The following is a 19,734-nucleotide window of genomic DNA, read 5'->3' on the forward strand; positions in this document are numbered from 1 at the left end:
CACCTCGGTGAGTCGTTTGGCGCATCGTGTCCGAAAAAGGGCGCGACAGCTGCGCCCGGGATCGGGCGAGCGGCAGCGCGGCCCCGTTCGTTGCGGCTCGCCGTTGTGCGTATTTACGGCGGCTCGGGCCGTAGTCCATCACGGGGGTTTACACGGGGGAAGCAACAGACTTGCTGCGCTTTTTGCGGCGATCGATAAGGGATCGTTTAGGGCACTGCATGGCGGGGCCGCTTCGCCCGCGGCGGCACAGACCGTCGGACCTTCGCGTTCGGAAGCCCGCCGATCGCCAATGGCGTCGCGCAAACGTTTGGTGTGGATTACGCAACACTTTCCAGGCAAACCCATGGAAATAAAATCGAAAGGCAAACGTAATTTTCAAATGGTGTTACGAAAGATTGAAGCTTTCAATCATCTGACGCGACGTAGAACAATCGCCTGACAAAAAGCCCCGCGCGTCCGCCGAAAGCCGGGTAAACCTCCGGTTCTTTCTCGTCTTACAGATAGTTACAAATTCGCCCCGAACATGCTCCGGTCGTCCTGATTCTTTCATTTTTGAAAGATTTCGGCCTCTCGTTGCTCCGGAATTTGTTTGATAGCATCCCGTCGTCTGTCCGGCGAAAGAATCACAATGTGAGATAAATGCGATGGATAGGCCGAAATAGGCAGTCTTTCCGATAACAAGCCTGATCGAGAGGCGGCGCGAACGAGCCGCTCGGGGCGCGAGAGAGTAGACCAATGTATTTCCGGGTGAACCGTGCGGGGCTCACGGTAAAAGCGGTCGGCACGCAACGGGGGTTGGTGTGGTGGGCCGCTCGATGTCTGGGCAGGGCGATGTTGTTGTCGATCATGGCAACAGCGGTGGCGCGTTCGGCCGGCGCGGCGGGCGTGGTTCCCGATGGCGGCACGGCCACGACCGTGACGACAGGCCCAAACGGCCGGCAAACCGTCTCGATCGCGCCCGCTGTCTATGGCGTGTCGAACAACTCGTACACGAGCTTCAACGTAGGCGCGGCTGGCGTCACGTTGAACAATTCCGGCATCAATGCGCGCACGATCGTCAATCAGGTGACCGGTACGAATCCGAGCCTGATTCAAGGCGACATTACCGTGAACGGGCCGCGCGCGAACGTCGTGCTCGCCAATCCGAACGGCATTACCGTCAACGGCGGTTCGTTCGTCAATACGGGCCACGTCGCGCTGACGACGGGCCAGGTGGGCTTTTCCGACGTGGCGCTCGCGTCGGGTCAATTCCAGCGGAACGTCGTGCTGAACACGCAGAGCGGCACGATCGTGATCGGCTCCGGCGGCCTGGCGGGCGCGCTGATCGGGCTCGAACTCATCGCCAAGCAGGTGCGGATCGAAGGGCCGGTCGCGAATACGTTCACGTCGGGTACGGCCTACGTGCGCGCGCTGGCCGGAACGACGCAGATCACGCTGAATACGGGCATTTCTCCCGACGACAACAATAACGACTGGGTGACGCTCGCCAATAGCCAGATATCGAATCCCAACGCGATCGCCATCGACGTGGAGGCTGCCGGCAGCATTACCGCGGGCAGCATTCGGTTGATCGCGAACGACCTCGGCGCAGGCGTGCGCAGCGCGGGCGCGCTCGTGGCCAATGCCGGGGACTTCACGTTGAGCTCGGCGGGCGACGTGCAACTGCTTTCGGGCAGCAGCGTGAGTGCGGCCGGCAACGTCACGGCGCAGGCGAGCGGCGCGATCTCGCTTACCGGTACGAGCGTGACGGCGAACGTCGGTGGCGTGGTGTTTTCGAGTAACGGATTTTCGTCGGCGAACGACGGCGCGGCCGAATCCACGATCGCCTCGGCGCAAAGCGGCGTGCTGATTCAGAGCAGCGGCGATATCGCCAACACGAGCAGCCTCATCCAGGGCGCGACGCGTATTTCAGGCAATGCGGCATCGAAGGGGGCCGTCACGCTGGCCGCCTCGGGCAGCGTCACGAACGACTCCGACACCGCGCAGCCCGGCACGCTCGGCGCCGTATTCGGCGCGAACGACGACGTGGCCGTGACGGCGGCCGGTAACGTCGTCAACCGTAATGCGCGAATCGAATCGAACAGCGGCGTGACGATAGTCGCGCAAGGCGATATCGACAACGTCATCGACCATACGCAAGGCGCGAACGGCGGGACGCTCACCAGCTGGTCCGATCACGGCCACCGTTGGTTGTTCTTCGCCGCGAACGACGATGGTTTTTCCGTCGACTACGGGGCGCTGCCGGCGCCGACGCAGATGGCGTATATCTTCGCGGACTCCGGCAACGTCACGCTCACGGGGCGAAACGTCAATAACCAGGGCGGCAGCGTCATCTCCAATGGCGGAAGCATTACGATCGCTGCCACTCAGCAGTTGCTCAACGAGGCGACGTTTACGGGGCAGGCGTCGTTTCGCCAGTCCTGTTTCATCGTTTGCCATCGCAGCGCTTCGAGCACGATTCAGTCGTTCGGAGGCCAGATTCAGGCGAACGGCGACATCGCGATCACAGCCGGCACGCAAGCGGTCAACATCGGCGGCAACGTCTATAGCCAAAACGGCGATCTGACCGTGACCGCGCCGATCGTACGTGCGCAGGGCGTACGCGGCTATACCGCCTATAACCGCACGAGTGGGCTCAAGGCGTGGTTCGGCAGCGATTGGGCCGCGATTTACGCGGCCGACGATGGCGGGCTCTTTTCGGCCGCCTCGGGCGAGGTGCGGCTCGTCGGCCAGGGCGTCGTGCAAGGCGGCGCGTTCTCGGGCGCAAAGGGCGTGACGGCTACGAACGGCATCGTCACGATCGCGCCGCCGTATCGCCAGCCGATGGGTATCGGCAATCACGTTGGGCTCGTGTCGTGGCTCGGCCTCTGAGCACGATGCTCGCGCGCACCGGCGCCGCGTGGGCTCTGGCCTGCGCGGCGCAATATGCGCTCGCGCAAACGCCGCCGCCCGGCTTGCCGCCGATGCAGCCGCCGCCGCTGCCGAGCGTGCAGGACCCGGGGCAGCGCCTGCTCGACGAGCAGCGCGCGCGCCAGCGGCAGCGCGAGCTCGATGCGCCGCCCGCGCAGATCCAGGCCGCGCCCGGCGCCTTGCCGACGATTGCGAACCTGCCGGAAGGCGCGGAAGTCGAGTCGTTGCCCGAGACGGGCCCGACGTTTCGTATCGACGAGATCGTGTTCTCGGGCGAAACCGTGCTGACGCGCAAGCAGCTCGATACGGTAACGCAGCCATTCATCGGCAGGCGCCTCGGGCGCAACCGGATCGACCTGCTGCTGCGGCGGCTGACCGAAGCCTACGTTGCGCACGGCTATGTCACGACGCGCGTTTATCTCGGCACACCGCAAAACCTCGCTTCGGGCACGTTGTCGATCACGGTGGTGCCCGGCCGCATTCAGGCCATGATGCTCAACGGCGCGGCGCTGCGGCCAGCTCCGCCGCTGCCGAAGGCCGGGTTGCCCGATACGAAGGGGGGCGGCTTGCTCACCGATGCCGGCACGGCATGGGCGTTTCCCGAAAGCGTGGGCGATGTGCTGCGTTTGCCCGATCTCGAGCAGGGTGTCGACCAGATCAACCGGCTGCGGCGCAATCAGGCGCAAATTCAGATCCTGCCGGGGCAGGCGAGCGGCGAGTCGATCATCGCGATCGACAACCGGTACGGAAAGCGTTTCGCCTACAACTTCGGCATCGACAACTACGGCTCGTCGCAAACCGGCACCTTGCGCTACCGCGCGTCGGCCGAAGCCGACAACGTGATCGGATTGCAGGAGTCGCTTGCGCTGTCCTACATCGGCACGAGCGACAGCAATGCGCTCGTGTTTTCCGCAGCCGTGCCGTACGGTTTTCATACGTTCAGCTATACCACCTCCGTATCCGAGTACCAGCAGGCAATCGGCGATTACGCGCTGCTGCTCGGGCGCACGTTCAGCCAGATTCTGGGCTGGAACTACGTGTTCTCCCGATCGGCACGATCGCGCTTCGCGGTCGATGCGACGCTGACCAAGCTCAGAGCGGAACGCGACATTAACGATATCGAACTGACGCCGCAGACGCTGACCGTCCTGCGCATCGGCGTGTCGGGGCTCTGGCATTTCACGTCGCACGACGCACCTGCGGCGCTCACGGCCGATGCCGGTGTCTCGCGCGGCGTGCCGTGGCTGGCGGCCACGCACGACATGCCCGGCATCACGCGCTCGGATGCGCATGCGCAGTTTACGAAGTTCGATTGGAGCGCCACGCTGCAATTGCCCCTGGGCCGCATCGGGCCGGCCGACTGGACCTACCGCGGCACTTTCACCGGGCAGTACAGCCACGATGCGCTTTTCGGCAACGAGCAGCTGTTTCTCGGCGGCACGGATACGGTGCGCGGTTTCACGCAAAGCAGCGTGAGTGGAGACAGCGGCTTTTATCTGCGCAACGAATGCGTGCTGACCAATGCGCCGGCGTGGCGCGACGGCCATTGGGAGCCTTATTTGTTTATCGATGGGGGCAAGACGCATCTCGTCGCGCAGGGCGGGTGGCCGACGCTCGCGGGTGCGGGCGTGGGTGTGCGCGCGCAATGGAAGGTGCGCTCGAATCTGCTGTCCGGCGAAATGATGGCGGGGCAGGCGCTGCTGCAGCCGGCAGCGCTGGGCCCGAAGGCGAGCGTGCTGCTTTTTACCCTGAATTGGGCGACGTAGTTCGCGAGATCGAGATCGCGCGCACTGCGCTCGTCAGCTGATCCCGAGAGGGAAGGACGATGCGATGAAGACGGACCTGAGAGTAACGATGACGAAGAAAGCGCAAGTGGCTGCGATGGCGGTCGCATTGACGTTGGCGGGCAGTGCCTATGCCGCGAAGAAGCCGACAGCGGCACCGGCGCAGGCGCAGGCGCCGGCTGCCGCGAGCGCGCCGATGCCGGCCGGCACGGTGGCCCGCGTGAACGGGGTGGCGATCACGCAGGCTGAAGTCGATACGGCGGTGCGTGCGAGCGGACAGCCCGATACGCCGGTGTTGCGTACGAACGTGAAGAACCAGCTGATCGCGCGCGAGCTGTTCCGTCAGGCCGCGCAGAAGCAGCACTACGACGCTCGCCCCGAGGTGCAGGCGATCGTCGAGCAGGCGAAGACGGCCGCGATGATGCAGGCGTATCTGAAGGATGCGGTAAAGCCTGTGCCCGTGACGGATGAGGAAGTGAAAGCGAAGTACGACGCGATCGTGGCGACGCTGGGCGAGAACGAATACAAGCCGAGCGCGATCGCGGTCAAGGACGAGGCCACTGCGAAGACGATTCTCGACCAGTTGAAGAAGGGCGGGGATTTCGCGCAGTTGGCCAAGCAATACAGCCAGGGGCCCAACGCCGCGCAAGGCGGCGCGCTCAACTGGGTGTCGTTCAAGACGCCGATTACGGCGGGCAATACGCAGAATTGGCCGCAGCCGCTCGCAGAAGCGCTCGTCAAGCTGCCGAAGGGGGCCGTTTCGAGTGCGCCCGTGCAGGTGGGGGATGCATTCTGGATTCTGCGTGCGGACGATCTGCGCAAGACGCAGATTCCGGCGTTCGATCAGGCGAAGGCCGGCCTGCGCAAGGAACTCGAGCAGGTGGCCGTGGCCAAGGCGACGACGCAGGTGGTCGGCGAGCTGGTGAAGGGGGCGCGGATCGAGCAGTGATTTGTTTGTCGTAAAGCTGGCAGTAGCAAGTAAAAGCGGTTTTTTAAAACTAGATTTGTCTACACGGGAAGGTCGGGGAAATGAAGATTGGTATCAAGCGGTCTTTGATTGTTTGTGCGCTTGGAGCGGCGACGATGCTGACGGGTTGCGTTACGCCATATCAGCACGTCGGCGTGACGGGTGGGTACATCGATAAACGGGTAGACGATCAGACCTACCACGTTCAGTTCTCCGGAAACGGCTATACGTCTCGGGAGATGGTGCACAAATACTTCATGTATCGGTGTGCCGAAGTGACACAGCAGCAGGGGTTCAAGTACTTCATGATCATTCCCCCATCGTTGACAGGCTCGTTGTCCACGGGCAAGAACCTGGTTGCCGGCACTGGATTTGATCGCCGGTTCATGCAAAAGACTCGCACGAGCGCTCCCGTGATCATTTATAGCGGTGGTGGTGGCGGCATTACCCGATGGATGAACTCGGGCGACATCCGGATGTTCAACGAGGACGCAGTATTCACGACGAAGATCGCCGGCTGGGACGCGTCTGAAGTTCTCGAACAGCTTGGACCGTATGTGCAGAGCGCGGGGAAGACCTCGGCGGAACTGCCGATGGCATGGGTCTTCGAACCAGGCCATCCGAAGGTACGCGCGCAGGATCTGTTGCCGACGGCGCCGAAGAAACCTGCAGGTTCCGGCACCTGAGTGAGAGAGGCGGCACCGGGTGCCGCCAAGCGCTCGCCGGTCGCGCTGCCCATTCGAAGTGACGCTGGGGGCGGCCGGCGGCGCGCTCGCCTTCGAGAGAATCACGAGCGAACGCATAAGAACGATTGACCCGGCGATAGCCGGGCATGGTTAGTACACAAGAACGATTAACCATAACGATTGAGAACAACGATGACCAGGGCAAAACGGGGCGATTGGCAGCGACTGGAACACGCGCAGGCGGCGCGTGACCAACTGCATTTGCGCGCGGTCACGGCGGAAGAAGACGCCGGTACGCGCCGCTATCGTGGCTGGCAACGCGCGCTGAGCGCGTTTGTCGCCGCAGCCCTGTTCGTCGGGCCGATTACCGTCACCGTGGAAAGCGGCCACCAGGCAGCCGGCGTGCTGGCTGCCGGCAGCCATCGAATCGACGACGATGCGTGGCAAGCGATTCAAGACATCGCCTCGCTGCGCTTTCGCTTCGCGATGAACGCGGTGCACGCGGCGCCAATCGTCGACCCGGCCGCGCCGCTCTCGTTTCAGCCGAAGATCACCCAGTCGACGGGCGCGGGCGGCGGCGTACCCGTCGTCAACATCACGGCACCGAATGCGGCCGGCATTTCGCTCAATCAGTATCAGAGCTTCAATATCGATGCGATCGGGCTGATTCTCAACAACAGCCTGCAAAGCGGCACGTCGCTGACGGGCGGCACCGTTGCGGCGAATCCGAACCTGAACGGTCGCACCGCGAGCGTGATTCTCAATCAGGTCACCTCTACCGGCGCCGGCTATGCGAGCGTGCTGGCCGGGCCGTTGGAGGTATTCGGCGCACCGGCCACGGTCATCATCGCCAATCCGAACGGCATCGCGGTTCGCGGGGCGGGCTTTACCAATACGATCGGCGTGACGTTGACCACGGGCACGCCTCAATTCCTGACCGGCAACGGTGGCACTGCCACGGATTTCGCCAACGCCACGGCGGTGGGCTACGACGTCCGGGGCGGCCATATTCAGATCGAGGGCAATGCGGGCGTAAACGGCCCCGGCTCCGGTATCGAAGGCACGGTCGGCACGATCGACATGATCGGCGAGACGGTGGGCATCAACGCACCGCTCTATGCGGGCACGCGTATCAACGTGATTGCGGGCGATCAGTTCGTCATGCCGGCGACGGTCGATTCCACCGGTACGACCTATTCGACGCAGCCAAACGGGAGTGCTAATGCGTCGGCGGCCGTTGGTGGCGGCAATCAAACCTTTGCCATCGACGCGACCGCGTTCGGCGCGATGACGGCCGGCCAGATTTCGATGGTCGGTACGACGGCGGGAATGGGCGTACGCGTCGATGGCGCGTTGGCTGCAACGGCCGGGAATCTGACGCTGTCGTCGAACGGCGATCTGACCGTGACGAGCCATACCGCGCAGCAGGACGTATCGATCACGAGTGCCGGCACGACGACGCTTACCGGTACCGGCGTTGCAGGGGGCAACTATCGCGTGAACGCGGCCGGAGACGTGGTTTCCGAAGGCACGGTTCAAGCGGGCGGCGATCTCTCGTTCGCGGCGGGCAACAATCTGACGGTATCGGGGCAAGCGACCGCGCAAAGCGACGTCACGTTGCAGGTGGGGCGCAACGTTGCATTGACGGGCTCGCTGGCAAGCGGCAAGGCGTTTGGCGCGAACGTATCGGGGGCGTTCGAGGTGGCGGGGTCGCTGTTGATCGGCACCGACGCGACACTCGCCAGCGGCTCGCTGAATGTGCCGGGTGTGGTGATCGTCCAGCAGAACGGGACGTTCAACGTGGCGGCCGATATCACCGGCAGCGGTTCGATCGCCTTCGGGCAAAGCGGCGCGCTGACGAGCGGGCACGATGTCCTTCTCACCGGAAAGCTGTTGTCGAACGACTTGCGAGTCGATGCGGCAAATAGCGCGGCGTTTGCGGATGTGCAAGCGGGCGGCGCGTTCGCGGCGACCGCGCGCGGTGGAGATGTCACGTTCAACGGCAACGCCGCAGCCGTGGGCAACACGGCCGTGCAGGCCGCAAACGACGTGGTCGTGAGCGGTGTGCTGGCCGGAGGCGCGGGCGTGGCGCTGAGTGCGCAACGTAACGTGACGGTGGCGGCGTCGGGCACCGTGCAGTCGGTGGGCGACCTGTCGATGAACGCCGTAAGCGGCGACGTCAGCGCGCTGGGCACGCTGACGAGTGCGGCAGCACTCGGCGCACATGCGGGGCACAACGTCGTACTCAACGGGGCGACGAGCGCGGTCGGCGATACGACGCTCGATGCAGTGAACGATGTGACGGTGGGCAGCACGCTCGCCGTACAAGGCAACGGCACGGTCACGGCCGGCCACGATATCGCGCTCGCAGGGACGAGCGGATTTGCGAAGGACGTGACGGCTACGGCTGGGCACGACCTGTCGGTTGCGGGTTCGCTGCAGGGCAACGGCGTGAAGCTCACTGCCGCCAACGCTGTCACGCTCAACGACGTGCAGGCCAATGGCGCGCTCTCGATCGCGTCTACGGGCAGCAACGGCGGTATCGTCGTCAACGGGACGGTGGCGTCGTTGTCCGACGGCACCGTCCATGCGGCCAATACGGTGGCAGTCAACGGCACGTTGAAGACTGCCGGCGCGCTCGACGTGACGGCAGGCGCCGATACGTCGATTGCGGGCAACGTGACGTCGAACGGTGACATGAATCTGCGCAATACGGTGGGCTCGTTGACGAGCACCGGGCAGATCCAGTCGGGCGGCAACCTCGCGGTGGATGCGGCGCAGACGATCGATTTGGGCACGGGGGCCACCTCCGCGCTCGGCGACATCGGGCTGACGGCGGGCCGTGACGTGATCGTGAACGGCACGCTCGTCGCTCAGGGCAACGGCACGATCAGCGCGGGCAACGCCATTGCCGGCAATGCCGCGCTGGCGTTCGGGCTGGCGGCCAATCTGCATTCGACGGGCGATACGGCGCTGACGGGCTCGTTGCGTGGCGCGACGATCCAGACGAACGCGGGGGGCTCGGGCTCGTTTGCCAACGTGCAGGCTGGCTCGACGATCGCCATGTCGGCCACCGGCGATTTGGCGCTCACCGGCACGCTTGTGGGCGGGGCTACGGCGAGCCTGACGGCTGGGCGCGACGTCAGCGTGGCGGGCACGTCCACCGTCACGCTCGATACGACGATCCAAGGCGGCCGCGATGTGAACGTGACCGGCACCGTGAACGGGCAGGGCAATGGTCTCGTCGTTGCGGGCCGCGATATCACGGGCAACGGCACGTTGGCGTTCGAGCAGGCGGCCGTGCTCAATGCCGGACGGAACGTGGTGCAAGGCGGCCTCGTTCAAGGCAATACAGTTCAGGTGACGGCCGGCAGCGACGTGGCCGTGAACAACGCGCAATCGGCGTCGGGCCTGACGCTGAGCGCAGGGACATCGGGTGCCGGCAATCTCACGGTGAACGGATCGGTATCGGCGGCGCAAGCGATTACGGCCACCGCGTTCGGCAACGTGGCCATCGGCAATGCGGGCAAGCTGGCGGCGGGGTCCACGCTGGGCGTGGGCGCGCTCAATGACATCGTGAATGCGGGTGTGCTGGAATCGACGGGTGACATGACGCTCAACGCTCGGCTCGGCAGCCTCGATGCAACAGGCGGAATCAACAGCGGGGGCTTGCTGACGATTACGACCGGCCTCGATCTGTCGCTGGGTGTCAGTACCACGTCGGTCGGCGCCATGACGCTCGCCGCAAGCCGCAACGTGGTGCTCAACGGCACGTTGGTGGGAGAAAGTTCGGGTTCGATCGGCGCGGGCCAGGACATTCTCGGCGCGGGAACGCAGTCGTTCGCCTCGGCGGCGCTGGTTAGCGCGCAACGTGACATTGCGTTGACGGGTTCGCTGCAGGCCAATGCGATACAGGCCAAGGCAGGTAATAGCGCGACGCTGCACGACGTGGTGTCTTCGACCACGCTCGATGTCACGGCCAACGGAAACGCCGCCGGCGGCGACGTTTCGATTACGGGCAATGCATCGGCTGCGGGCGCGGTTACGGTGAATGCTGCGCGCGATGTGCTCGTGCAAGGTTCGGTCGGCAGTAATTCGACGGTTGGATTGACTGCGACGCGCAACGTCACGGTGACAGGTGGGCTGCAATCGATAGGCGATCTGACGGTTACCGCGAGGCGCGGGAATGCGTTGTTGAACGGCACGGCGACGACTTCGGGTGCACTGAAGGTCGTCTCGGGTGCCGATACGCAACTGGGCGGCACGACGAACGCGGGCGGCAATATCGACGTGGAAGCGACCGGCAACATCGCGCTGACGGGTTCGCTCGCGGGGCAGGGCACGGGCGTGCTGTCGGCCGGAAACGACATCACGGGAGCGGGGGCCGCTGCGTTTGCGCAGGCAGCGACGGTCGTTGCCGCGCACGACACGGCGTTGACGGGATCGCTGCAAGGCGCGGCGGTGAAGGTCGTTGCGGGCAACAACGCCCGGCTGGGTACGGTGCAGGCAATGACCGGCAACATCGACGTCACCGCTTACGGGCTTGCCGGTGAAGGGGATCTGACGGTTGGCGGCACGGCAACCGCGTTCGGCGCGGTGTCGCTTGCTGCGGCGCGCGATGTCAACGTGGCGGGGGCGATCAACAGTCTCACGGCGACCACGATCGGTGCCGGGCGCAATCTGACGACGGGCAATATCACTGCCGGTAGCGACGTCGAACTCGACACGAGCAACGGGACGGTGATTGCCGGGGACGTCAAAACGAACGGCAATCTTTGGGTCGATGCGGGCGGCAGTGCGTCGCTCGGGAATGTGCAGGCGGCCGGCGTCGTGGCGATGGACTCGCTGGGGATCGACGGTGTTGGCGATATCGATGTGCGCGGTGGCTTGATCGCCGGAGGCGCGACGGTTATCGACGCGGCGCGCGATGCGCATGTCGCTGCGAATCTGACGACCGGCGGCGGATTGACGGTATCGGCGGGCCGGAATGTGAGCGCGGGCGGTGCGGTGGCCGCCAATGCCGATATGAATTTGACAGCGTCCAACGGCAATTTGTCCGTGGGCGGCATGGCTTCGACAGTCGGCAATCTGAACGCGAAGGCTGGCGGATCGCTTTCGATGGCGGGCTCGCTCGTCAACGGCAATACGACGCTGAGCTCGGGCGGTGCGATGACGCTGACGAATGGCCTTTTCGGCCTTGGCTCGGCGATGATTACCTCGGGCGGTGCGATTGCGGGTGGAGGCTCGCTGACGTTCGCAGGCGATATCGTGGTGAGTTCGGGCGCCGGAATTGCGCTCGGCGGCGTTCAAGGGGCGGGGCTCTTCAAGGCGAGCGCTGTCGGCGATATGTCGTTCGGTGCGACCACGGCGGTCGGCAATGTGACAGCCAAGTCGACCTCGGGCAGCGTCGCGTTCAATGGGCAGGTTCAGTCAGGCGGTGCCGTCGATATCGAGGCGGCGCGCAATGCTTCGGTGACGGGAGGGATTGCTTCGACGGGCAATGTGACCGTGAGCGGTGGGGCCGGCAATGTGAGTGTTGCCGGTGTTTCGGCAAACGGCGACGTCGCTATGACGGCGGGGCAGACGCTGACGTTGAGCGGCTCTAGCGTTGTTGCTGGTGAGGTGGTGCTCAACGGGGGCAATGTCACGTTGACGGGGTCGACGGCGGGCTCGAAGAATATTGCCGTCACGGCGAGCGGCAATGTCGATACGAGTCAGGCGTCGATCGTATCGACGAAGGATTTGCAGGTCAGCGGTGCCAACGTGACGTTGGGCAATGCCATTGTGGGCGGGGCATTGAATGCGCAGGCCACGAATCAACTGTCGCTGAAGGGGAGTGCGGTAGACGTGGTCGGTAATGCCACGTTCGTTTCGCAGAACGGGTTCTCTAACGCGGGCAGCGTGCTGGCGGGCGGTGCGTTGACCGTCTCGGCGGCTAACGTGACGAATGCGGCGAATGCGTCGCTGGCGTCGACTTCCACGACGACGATTACCGCGACGAATTTTACTAACGCTGGATTAGTCAACGGCAAGACCACGAAGGTGACGGTTGCCGGCGCGCTTTCGAATGTCGGCGGGGCGTTGATGGGCCTGGACGGCGTGACGATCAACACCGGTACGCTCGATAACCGGAACGGGCTGATCTTTGCCGGGGATCCGAATACGACGAATGCGCCTACCACTGGGGATGTCTCGCTGACGATCAATGGCGGGGGGAGTGCGTTCAACAATGCCAGCGGGCAGTTGTTGGCTCAACGGAATATGGGGCTGAGCGCCGTTAATGCGGCGCTCGATCCGTCGCTTGGGACGATTAGTCAGGGTGGGCAGCTTTCGATCACCGCAGGGCAGGTGAACGTGTCCGGTGCGTGGTATTACGGTGGGACGGGTGTTACGGTCAATGCGCTGTCGGGGATGACCAATAGTGGAACGATCGATGGGACCGCGCCGCTGGTTATTTCGACGGGAGGGACGTTTACCAATAGTGGGCAGGTGATTGGGCAGGATGTGACGTTCAATGGGACGCTCATCAACGCCGCCAACGCAGTCGTCCATGCAGGTAATGTACTTGCTCTTAACGGTAATATGACGAACCGTGGAACAGTCGAGGCAGCAACGGCAATCAACGTCTCTGGGGGCTCCTACGACAATCAAGCGGGGTTGACACAGTCGCAAGGAAATATCGGATTCAATCTTGGTGGCACGCTGCAGAACACTGGTGGGAATATTTTTGCGGGGAACGATATTTCGATCGCCGCTGCAGCAGTTGTTAACGACCAAACTGCTCCTACGTCCGTTGTTACTACGGCTGCAGTGCCGGTCGACGATCCATCTCTATTGATGTCGACCGTTGTCGGTCAAGAGACTTACTACGTTGGCTTCAGCTCGGAGAGCGGGCTCAACGTCGATCAATACGTCGTAACTGCCACATTAGGCGACTTGTTAGCGCCAACAGGAAATATTCAGTACTTCGATATAGGATATCCAAAGAGTCAGCCCGTAGCGACATCAGGGAACGTTTCGTTCGTTAAGACGGCGCAGATGTCGACGCTGAGTTCTAACACGCGGAATCCCACCTACGAGACTGTGTGGCTGCTCGATACGGGCGACGTTAACAGTAGCGCTCCGCGTCAGACATTGACTCTTCCGATGGTCTATCGGACGGTGTCCACGCAGCAACTGGGAACTTCCGGCGTAATCTCAGCTGGCGGAAACATATCGCTGTCGGCAGGTGCCTTGTCGAATCAAGGCGGGCAAATCAGCGCTGGAGGTAGTGTATCGCTGAATATTCAGTCGCTCGCGAACGGCGCCGTGGCACCAACACTGACATCGCAGGTGATCGAGCGTGTTGATCAAACGCAGCTCGACGCTTTCGTGTCAGCGTTGCGCGCGATGGAGAAAACCACGTTTCCTAGTGGCCTGATCGTTGCTTCGACGCTGAATTCATATCAGGACTCCATGGTGCCCTCGGCGACATTCAGTATTGCATCGTCCGTTGCTGCACCGATAGCGACCGGGACAACACTGACCTCGAGCCCGACGGGGATTATAGCCGCCTGTGGAAACATGACCATTGCCGGCGGTACCCTGACCAATGCTGGCCAGTTGTACGCGGGTAATAACCTGCTCGTTACAGCGCAGCAGTTGGTAAATCAGGGCGGCAATCAACAGCAATTCTCTTCGTCGGCCGGCTGTGTTGCGGGTGTGAGCAGTATTGCGTGCAACGAAACCACTTCACCTCGCGGAAATAATCCGACCACGACGACGTTTAGCTATACACAGAACAACGCAACGATCTTCGCGGGCAACGATCTCGTAATTGCTGCGGGACAAGTGGATAACACTTACGGCAATCTATTGGCCGGGCACGACATTGTGATCGGGGGCGTGGGCACTACTACGGGTTCGACTACGCCGGCGCAGAGCCTCAACAATACGTCGGGTAACATCGTCGCGGGCAACAACGTCACGCTGAACATTTCTGGCGCTGTCACTAACAAGTTGCCGTCGCCCGTCACCGTCCATCAGAGCTTCGGGTCAGTCGAACAATACTCCGGCTGTATGACCGCAGGCGGCTACAAGGAAAGCTACTGTGAGGGGTACGTCGACCAACAGTCTGGCAGTTCGTCGGTCATCAGCGCGGGGAACAATCTCCAGATTACGGCCGGCAGTCTGACCAATATTGGCAGCCTGATTGCAGCGGGCAACAACGCGACTATCGCCGTTGCGGGGCCCGTGATCAATGAGGCACAAACGCTGAACGCTTACTGGCACTCGCACTGGGTGCAGGAAACGGGCATGTTCAGCAGCGACAAGCGCCACGATATCTGGGCGTGCGGTTCGGCTGCTGAATGTACGGCGCTGTATGGCAGTGCATACACGAGCGTGGGTGGAACGATCGACCCGCCGCAGCCGATCGGGAATATTGCGGCAACGATCCAGGCGCCCAATCTGTCGATCTCGTCCAACGGTCAGATCCAAAACGTGGGCAACGTGCTGGGCACGTCGGTGTCGCTGACGGGCCAGAAGCTCATCAACGGCATTACAACGGCGAATACTTACACGCCGCGTGTGAACGCGCCGTCGCAGGTGATCTCGTTGAGTCCGCTGACGCTGCCGGGCTTGAATTTGTCGACGCCGAGAACGTCGGCGGCGGTGCTCACGAGCGTGGCGGGGCAAGCCTCCTATGTGGACACGCCGATCGGCGGGACGTCGCAGGGGCAATTTTCGCCGCAGGTGCTGCTCGACAATCTGCCGTCGACATTGCAGCCGAGTTCGACGTTGTTCTATTACAACCCGCAGGAAGAAGATCTGATGCTGCAGCAGGCGGCACTGCAGCAGACGGGTAAGGCGAGCTTCGTCGACGGACTGGCGTATGACAGCAAGACGAATCTGTCAGTGACGGAGCAGGAAAAGGCCTACCTGTACGGTAACGCGCTCGATTACGCGAAGCAGAACAACCTGCAGTTGGGACAAGCGCTGACGCAGGCGCAAGTGGGTGCACTCGACAAGCCGATGCTGTGGTATGTCGAGCAGACAGTGCCGGATCCGAGTTGTCAGGCCACCGGTGTTGCAAGCTGTCCGACGATTACGGCGTTGATGCCGCAGGTGTATCTGCCGTCGACGACGAGTGCGCTGTCGGCGGGCGGAAACATCATCGGTCAGGACGTGACGCTGAACTTCGAGGGGAGCGGGCAGGGCAGCATTCTCAACACGGGGAACATCTCGGCGTCGGGCACATTGACGGTGAACACGCCGACGCTGACGAATCAGGCCAACGAGGTGAACGTTGGCCAGATCTGGAGCAAGGTGAAGGGCGGGTACGTCGACACGACGGGCACGGTCGTGCAGCCGGGCGGGTTCATGAGCGCGGCGAACATGGATCTCAACGTACAGACGTTGAGCCAGATCGGCGGGGCGTTGCAGAAGCTGACTGCGGATGGTCAGATCGACGAAGCCGGCACGCAGCAACTGACGGCCGCACTGACGCAGCAATTGGGCGGCAACTTTACGCAGATGACGTTGGCCGATCATCTGCACACGGACTTCGTCAAAGAAGGTGGCTCCTTTGGGATGGAGCAACTGATCGGCATGGTCGCGGCGGTGGCGTTGTCGGTCATGATGGGTCCCGAGACGTTTGCGATGTACAACGGGCTCATCGATCCGATCATGTTTGCGGCGATCAGTCCGACATTGGGGGTATTGGCGAGTGCGGCGGCAACGGGGCTGGCTGCGGCAACTACAGCGCTGGCGGCTGGGGCGGTTTCGCAGGTTATTTCGACTGGGTCTCTTGATCTCAAGCAGGTTCTGGAGGGCGCGGCGATAACCGGGCTGACAGCGGGGTTGACCCAGGGCCTGCTGGGTTCGACGGGCATCATGAACTGGGGCGGCGGCGTTACGCAGGCTTCATCGGCAACGACGCTTAACAATCTGGGCACCACGGCAGAGAACATTGCGGGACAGGCGCTAATCGGTGCATCGGTGCAGACGGCGATTGCTGGCGGTAGCTTCGGAAGTGCGTTCTTGCGCAACGTCGAGCAGGACACCGTGGCGGTGGGTGCGAACGAGATTGGCTCGCTCAGCCAGTCGGTATCATGGATGGCGGAAGGAACGCCGATGTACATCCTCACGCATTCGGCGTTGGGGTGTGCGGGGTCAGCGGTCGCGGGAACGGGGTGTGAAAGTGGGGCCATTGGCGGAGCCGTGAGTGCGGCGTTCTCGCCGGACTTCATCAAGGCAATCGATCCGACGGGGGCACAACTGAGTTCGGGTCAGCAAGCGGCGTTGGCCGGCTTTGCGACGCTGCTGGGAGGAGTAACCGCAGGGCTCGCAGGGCGGAACGCGCAGGCCGGTGCGCTGGCGGCCCAGAACGAGGCGCTGAACAACTCCGGGGACCACCCGGATGACGCTGCGAAAAAAGGCGGATTGCTGAGCGCGTTCGGCAACTGGTTGCAAAACACCTACGGCGATCCGCTCGGCGACCTCGGCCGTTGGGGTAACCAGTTTCTGGGGCTAGTGAAGGCCAACAATGGGCAGACGCCGCCGTCGGATCCGAACCCGCTTGTGCAGGCGAACAATGGTAATCCGCCGGCGACTGGCGGGTCAGTGGTGACGCCGCCGGTGGTAGCTTGCTCTCCCGGCGCAGGGTGCGTGTTTACGCCACCGATAGCTACTCCGGGCGCGACCGGTGCGCCGAGCAACGCGCTGCTGTCGAATGGCAACGGCGGAAATACGGGAAGTGGAGCAAGCGGAGAAGATTCGTCGACGAGCGGCGGACGCATTCAGATTGACGACTCGCGAGCGGGGCATATCTTCCGCGATTCGGATGGACATATCAGTGATACTCCGGCGAATCGCCAGCTTCTTGAAAATGTTGCGAACGATCCATCAGCTGTTTTAGGAACGGATAAGTACGGCACTACGTGGGCTGCGAAAACAAATCCGGACGGCACCCAGACATGGGTAGGTATCCGAGGTGGTAAGGTTAGCTACGGTGGAATTAACCAAACGCCAAAGTCGTTTAATCCTCAAACTGGGTTGGCCTCACCTACGAGGCCGGGTAAGTGAAATGACTGATTCGTTGACGATCACAGAAGCCTTCCGTGCGATGTTGATCTTCTTAGATCGCTATTACGAGAGAGGAGGTTGTCAAAGCGAGGACATCGCGACCCTGTTGAGCGGCCTATCGCAAACAGTCTGGGCTGACGGCAGTACAAACGATCCAGCCCAATGGCAAGATTGGTTGGACGCTGTTCGAGCAGCAAAAGGTGAAGCTGCATAGGGCAAGCACGTGAGCCGACCTGAACCCGGCTTCGGCCGGGCTCGCTGCTTATGGGGGCAGTCAAGCGGGCGTGATCACCAGCCGCTCGTGTTGGACTTCGATCTTGAGGCGCTGTCGGGGTTTGAAGCCGGCGTGCTCGAGCCACCTTCCTGAGAGCTTGAGCCAGGGCACGAGGGGCGGGTTGGTACGCCGGCGAGGTGCGTAGGGTCGCCAGCGTCGGGATTCCTGAATCGTGACGCTTCGCGTGGAAGGGGCGTGGAATGCTTTAAGATCGGCGTCAGCCATGATCGACTCCTGGTGCGAGTTGATGGTGGTCAGCGGGTCGTATGGGTTGCCGCCCGTGCGGCCCGCGCTTCGTTTACGGCGATGTATGAGTTGAAGTTCTCCTTGATCTGAACGGTCTGAGCGACCGTGATCGACTGTATCGTGAGCGAGCGGTGCTCACCATTGGCCGCTTGGCCGAGGGATCTGCAGTAAGGTCCAGCGGCGCTGCGCGCCGAAGAAGCACGAAGGGCCGGGGGTAAATCGTCTGCTGCCCGTCATCCCTGCGGGCTGCCGGTCATCAGCCGATTGAACATAAAGCTTTGAAATTAGCAACGGCCGAAGGGCTGCCCAGCGGTTCACAAGAGCTGCCGCGGGCAGCCCTTCGGCCGTTGCTAATTTGCTTTATGTCTGGCGCCCCCGGCCCGAGTTACGCGCGCGGTGCGCGCATGAATATGCCAGGGCCGCATGCGCGGCCGACGATGAGGAGTACGAAAGAATCCGAGCATGGCGCTGGCGCGCAAAGAGAAAAGCCAGGGGCCGCGTTGCGGCCGGAAAGAGAGATGTGCCCCGCCCGCCCCCAAGGGGCTCCCCACCTGCTGCCTGAGTCAGTGGGACTCACGCTGCTGTCCCGCCAAGTTTAGCGCCGTGCTCGTCGCGTCAAGGGTTCGCTTCGCCGGGCTGCGCCCGCCCTTGACGCGCCTGCGCGCGGCGCTGGCTGGGTTGGGCCAACAGCGCGAGTGTCGCGCCGGGCGAACAGCAAGGAGCGAAGCGATGGAAATGAAGGTCGAGATGCTGCCGGAGTTTGTTGCGTTCTGCGATCAGGAAAAGACCACGGCGGAGGCGGTGCTGAGGTGCTTCATGAGGGATGTGCTGGCCGTGTACGAAGGCAAGCAGGAGCCGAGCGATACGGCGCTCGGCGTGGTTCAGGCGTACGCGTGGAGCTACTTCGTGAGAGTGACCAATCCTGAGCGGTACTTCTGAGCACCGGTTAGGGCCGGCGGTGCCGGCCCGTTGCGCGCGGGTGCGCGCAACGCAAAAGCGCGGTTTGGCATGCGGTGCAAGCCGCCGAGTCGTCTTGCACCGCGGTGCCGAGCGTGGAGAACCGACGGCCGTCAAGGCCAAGCCCTCCGGGCGCGCGATGCGCGGCCTTGACGGGTTCGAACTCGGTGGGGCGTCTGACGGTTATCTGCGTTGGTCTGCAGGCGCCCAAGTTCCGCCCGGTTTGCCGTCGGCCTACGGCCGCCGTCAAACCGGGCGGGAGAGGGAAGGGTTTAAAGAGAAGAAGAAAAGCGTCCCCAACCCCAGCGTTGCGGTGGGGTGCATGGGGGCTAAATCGAGATGCGGTCGATTAGCCCTGAGCGAGCACGGTATCGAGCAGGTCGGAGGCGAGCTTCTGCTTGGAGCGAGGCAAACGACTGATCTGCTCGACTTGCCGTTGCAGTCGAGAAACCGGGCCGGGCTTGTGCGGAAGAGCGGCGGACTCGCCGATGAGTTCGGTGACGCTGACCTTCAGCTCCGTGGCGAGGGCGAGCAACGTGGGAACAGGCAGACGCAGACGACCGCCCTCGTAATGCGCGAGGGTCTGCTGTGCAATGCCCAGTTGCTCGGACAGTTGCACCTGGGTGAGTCCGCGGGCCTTGCGCGCCTGTGCGATGCGCGCACCCAGTTCCTTGAAAAGCTGCTCGTCCTTGGTCTTCACGCCGATGATTAGCGAGGTGATGAGAGCCATGACGATAACCCTGGTTTCGGAAAGTAGGCTTGACAATACTCGTAAACAGAGTACTCTGCAACGCAGTTTTTTTACTCTAACCCTCTTGACAGGTTTTTAGCGGAGGCCGGGAAGAC

Annotated in this window: 8 protein-coding genes; 6 read left to right on the forward strand and 2 right to left on the reverse strand. The window is 62.8% G+C overall.

Annotated elements, in window-relative coordinates; all coding sequences use genetic code 11:
- The first annotated feature begins 831 nt into the window (after positions 1 to 831).
- From U0034_RS17665 to U0034_RS17685, 5 genes are all read left to right on the forward strand, one after another.
- Positions 832 to 2,871, forward strand: a complete 2,040-nt coding sequence (locus U0034_RS17665; RefSeq protein WP_085227207.1) for a two-partner secretion domain-containing protein — start codon at positions 832 to 834, stop codon at positions 2,869 to 2,871.
- 5 nt (positions 2,872 to 2,876) lie between these two features.
- Positions 2,877 to 4,676, forward strand: a complete 1,800-nt coding sequence (locus tag U0034_RS17670; RefSeq protein ID WP_085227279.1) for a ShlB/FhaC/HecB family hemolysin secretion/activation protein — start codon at positions 2,877 to 2,879, stop codon at positions 4,674 to 4,676.
- An 88-nt stretch (positions 4,677 to 4,764) separates the two neighbouring features.
- On the forward strand, positions 4,765 to 5,643 hold the full coding sequence (locus tag U0034_RS17675) for a peptidyl-prolyl cis-trans isomerase (RefSeq protein ID WP_386092246.1): 879 nt from the start codon (positions 4,765 to 4,767) through the stop codon (positions 5,641 to 5,643).
- A gap of 80 nt (positions 5,644 to 5,723) precedes the next feature.
- A complete protein-coding gene (locus U0034_RS17680; RefSeq protein ID WP_085227209.1) occupies positions 5,724 to 6,347 on the forward strand; it encodes a CC0125/CC1285 family lipoprotein in 624 nt (207 codons plus the stop codon).
- A 192-nt stretch (positions 6,348 to 6,539) separates the two neighbouring features.
- A complete protein-coding gene (locus tag U0034_RS17685; protein ID WP_085227210.1) occupies positions 6,540 to 17,411 on the forward strand; it encodes a two-partner secretion domain-containing protein in 10,872 nt (3,623 codons plus the stop codon).
- Between the two features lie 274 nt (positions 17,412 to 17,685).
- Here the strand turns inward: U0034_RS17685 and U0034_RS17690 are convergent, their stop codons facing one another.
- The gene (locus U0034_RS17690) at positions 17,686 to 17,910 is read right to left on the reverse strand and encodes a SymE family type I addiction module toxin (protein ID WP_085227212.1); all 225 of its coding nucleotides are present in this window, start codon (positions 17,908 to 17,910) and stop codon (positions 17,686 to 17,688) included.
- Between the two features lie 750 nt (positions 17,911 to 18,660).
- Between U0034_RS17690 and U0034_RS17695 the strand changes: the two genes are divergently transcribed.
- Positions 18,661 to 18,870 carry a hypothetical protein gene (locus U0034_RS17695; protein ID WP_139831143.1) on the forward strand — a complete coding sequence of 70 codons (210 nt, stop codon included), beginning with the start codon at positions 18,661 to 18,663 and terminating at the stop codon, positions 18,868 to 18,870.
- A 367-nt stretch (positions 18,871 to 19,237) separates the two neighbouring features.
- On the opposite strand, the gene U0034_RS17700 is transcribed toward U0034_RS17695, so the two are convergent.
- On the reverse strand, positions 19,238 to 19,618 hold the full coding sequence (locus U0034_RS17700; protein WP_085227214.1) for a helix-turn-helix domain-containing protein: 381 nt from the start codon (positions 19,616 to 19,618) through the stop codon (positions 19,238 to 19,240).
- Between the last annotated feature and the right edge of the window lie 116 nt (positions 19,619 to 19,734).

It is taken from the genome of Trinickia caryophylli (genome assembly GCF_034424545.1).
Taxonomy (GTDB): domain Bacteria; phylum Pseudomonadota; class Gammaproteobacteria; order Burkholderiales; family Burkholderiaceae; genus Trinickia; species Trinickia caryophylli.

Bases quoted from the DNA above. Each gene is read 5' to 3' on its own strand.
- U0034_RS17690 (WP_085227212.1), bottom strand. From the start codon at position 17,910: ATGGCTGACGCCGATCTTAAAGCATTCCACGCCCCTTCCACGCGAAGC.
- U0034_RS17695 (WP_139831143.1), top strand. From the start codon at position 18,661: ATGGAAATGAAGGTCGAGATGCTGCCGGAGTTTGTTGCGTTCTGCGAT.
- U0034_RS17680 (WP_085227209.1), top strand. From the start codon at position 5,724: ATGAAGATTGGTATCAAGCGGTCTTTGATTGTTTGTGCGCTTGGAGCG.
- U0034_RS17685 (WP_085227210.1), top strand. From the start codon at position 6,540: ATGACCAGGGCAAAACGGGGCGATTGGCAGCGACTGGAACACGCGCAG.
- U0034_RS17675 (WP_386092246.1), top strand. From the start codon at position 4,765: ATGACGAAGAAAGCGCAAGTGGCTGCGATGGCGGTCGCATTGACGTTG.
- U0034_RS17665 (WP_085227207.1), top strand. From the start codon at position 832: ATGTTGTTGTCGATCATGGCAACAGCGGTGGCGCGTTCGGCCGGCGCG.
- U0034_RS17670 (WP_085227279.1), top strand. From the start codon at position 2,877: ATGCTCGCGCGCACCGGCGCCGCGTGGGCTCTGGCCTGCGCGGCGCAA.
- U0034_RS17700 (WP_085227214.1), bottom strand. From the start codon at position 19,618: ATGGCTCTCATCACCTCGCTAATCATCGGCGTGAAGACCAAGGACGAG.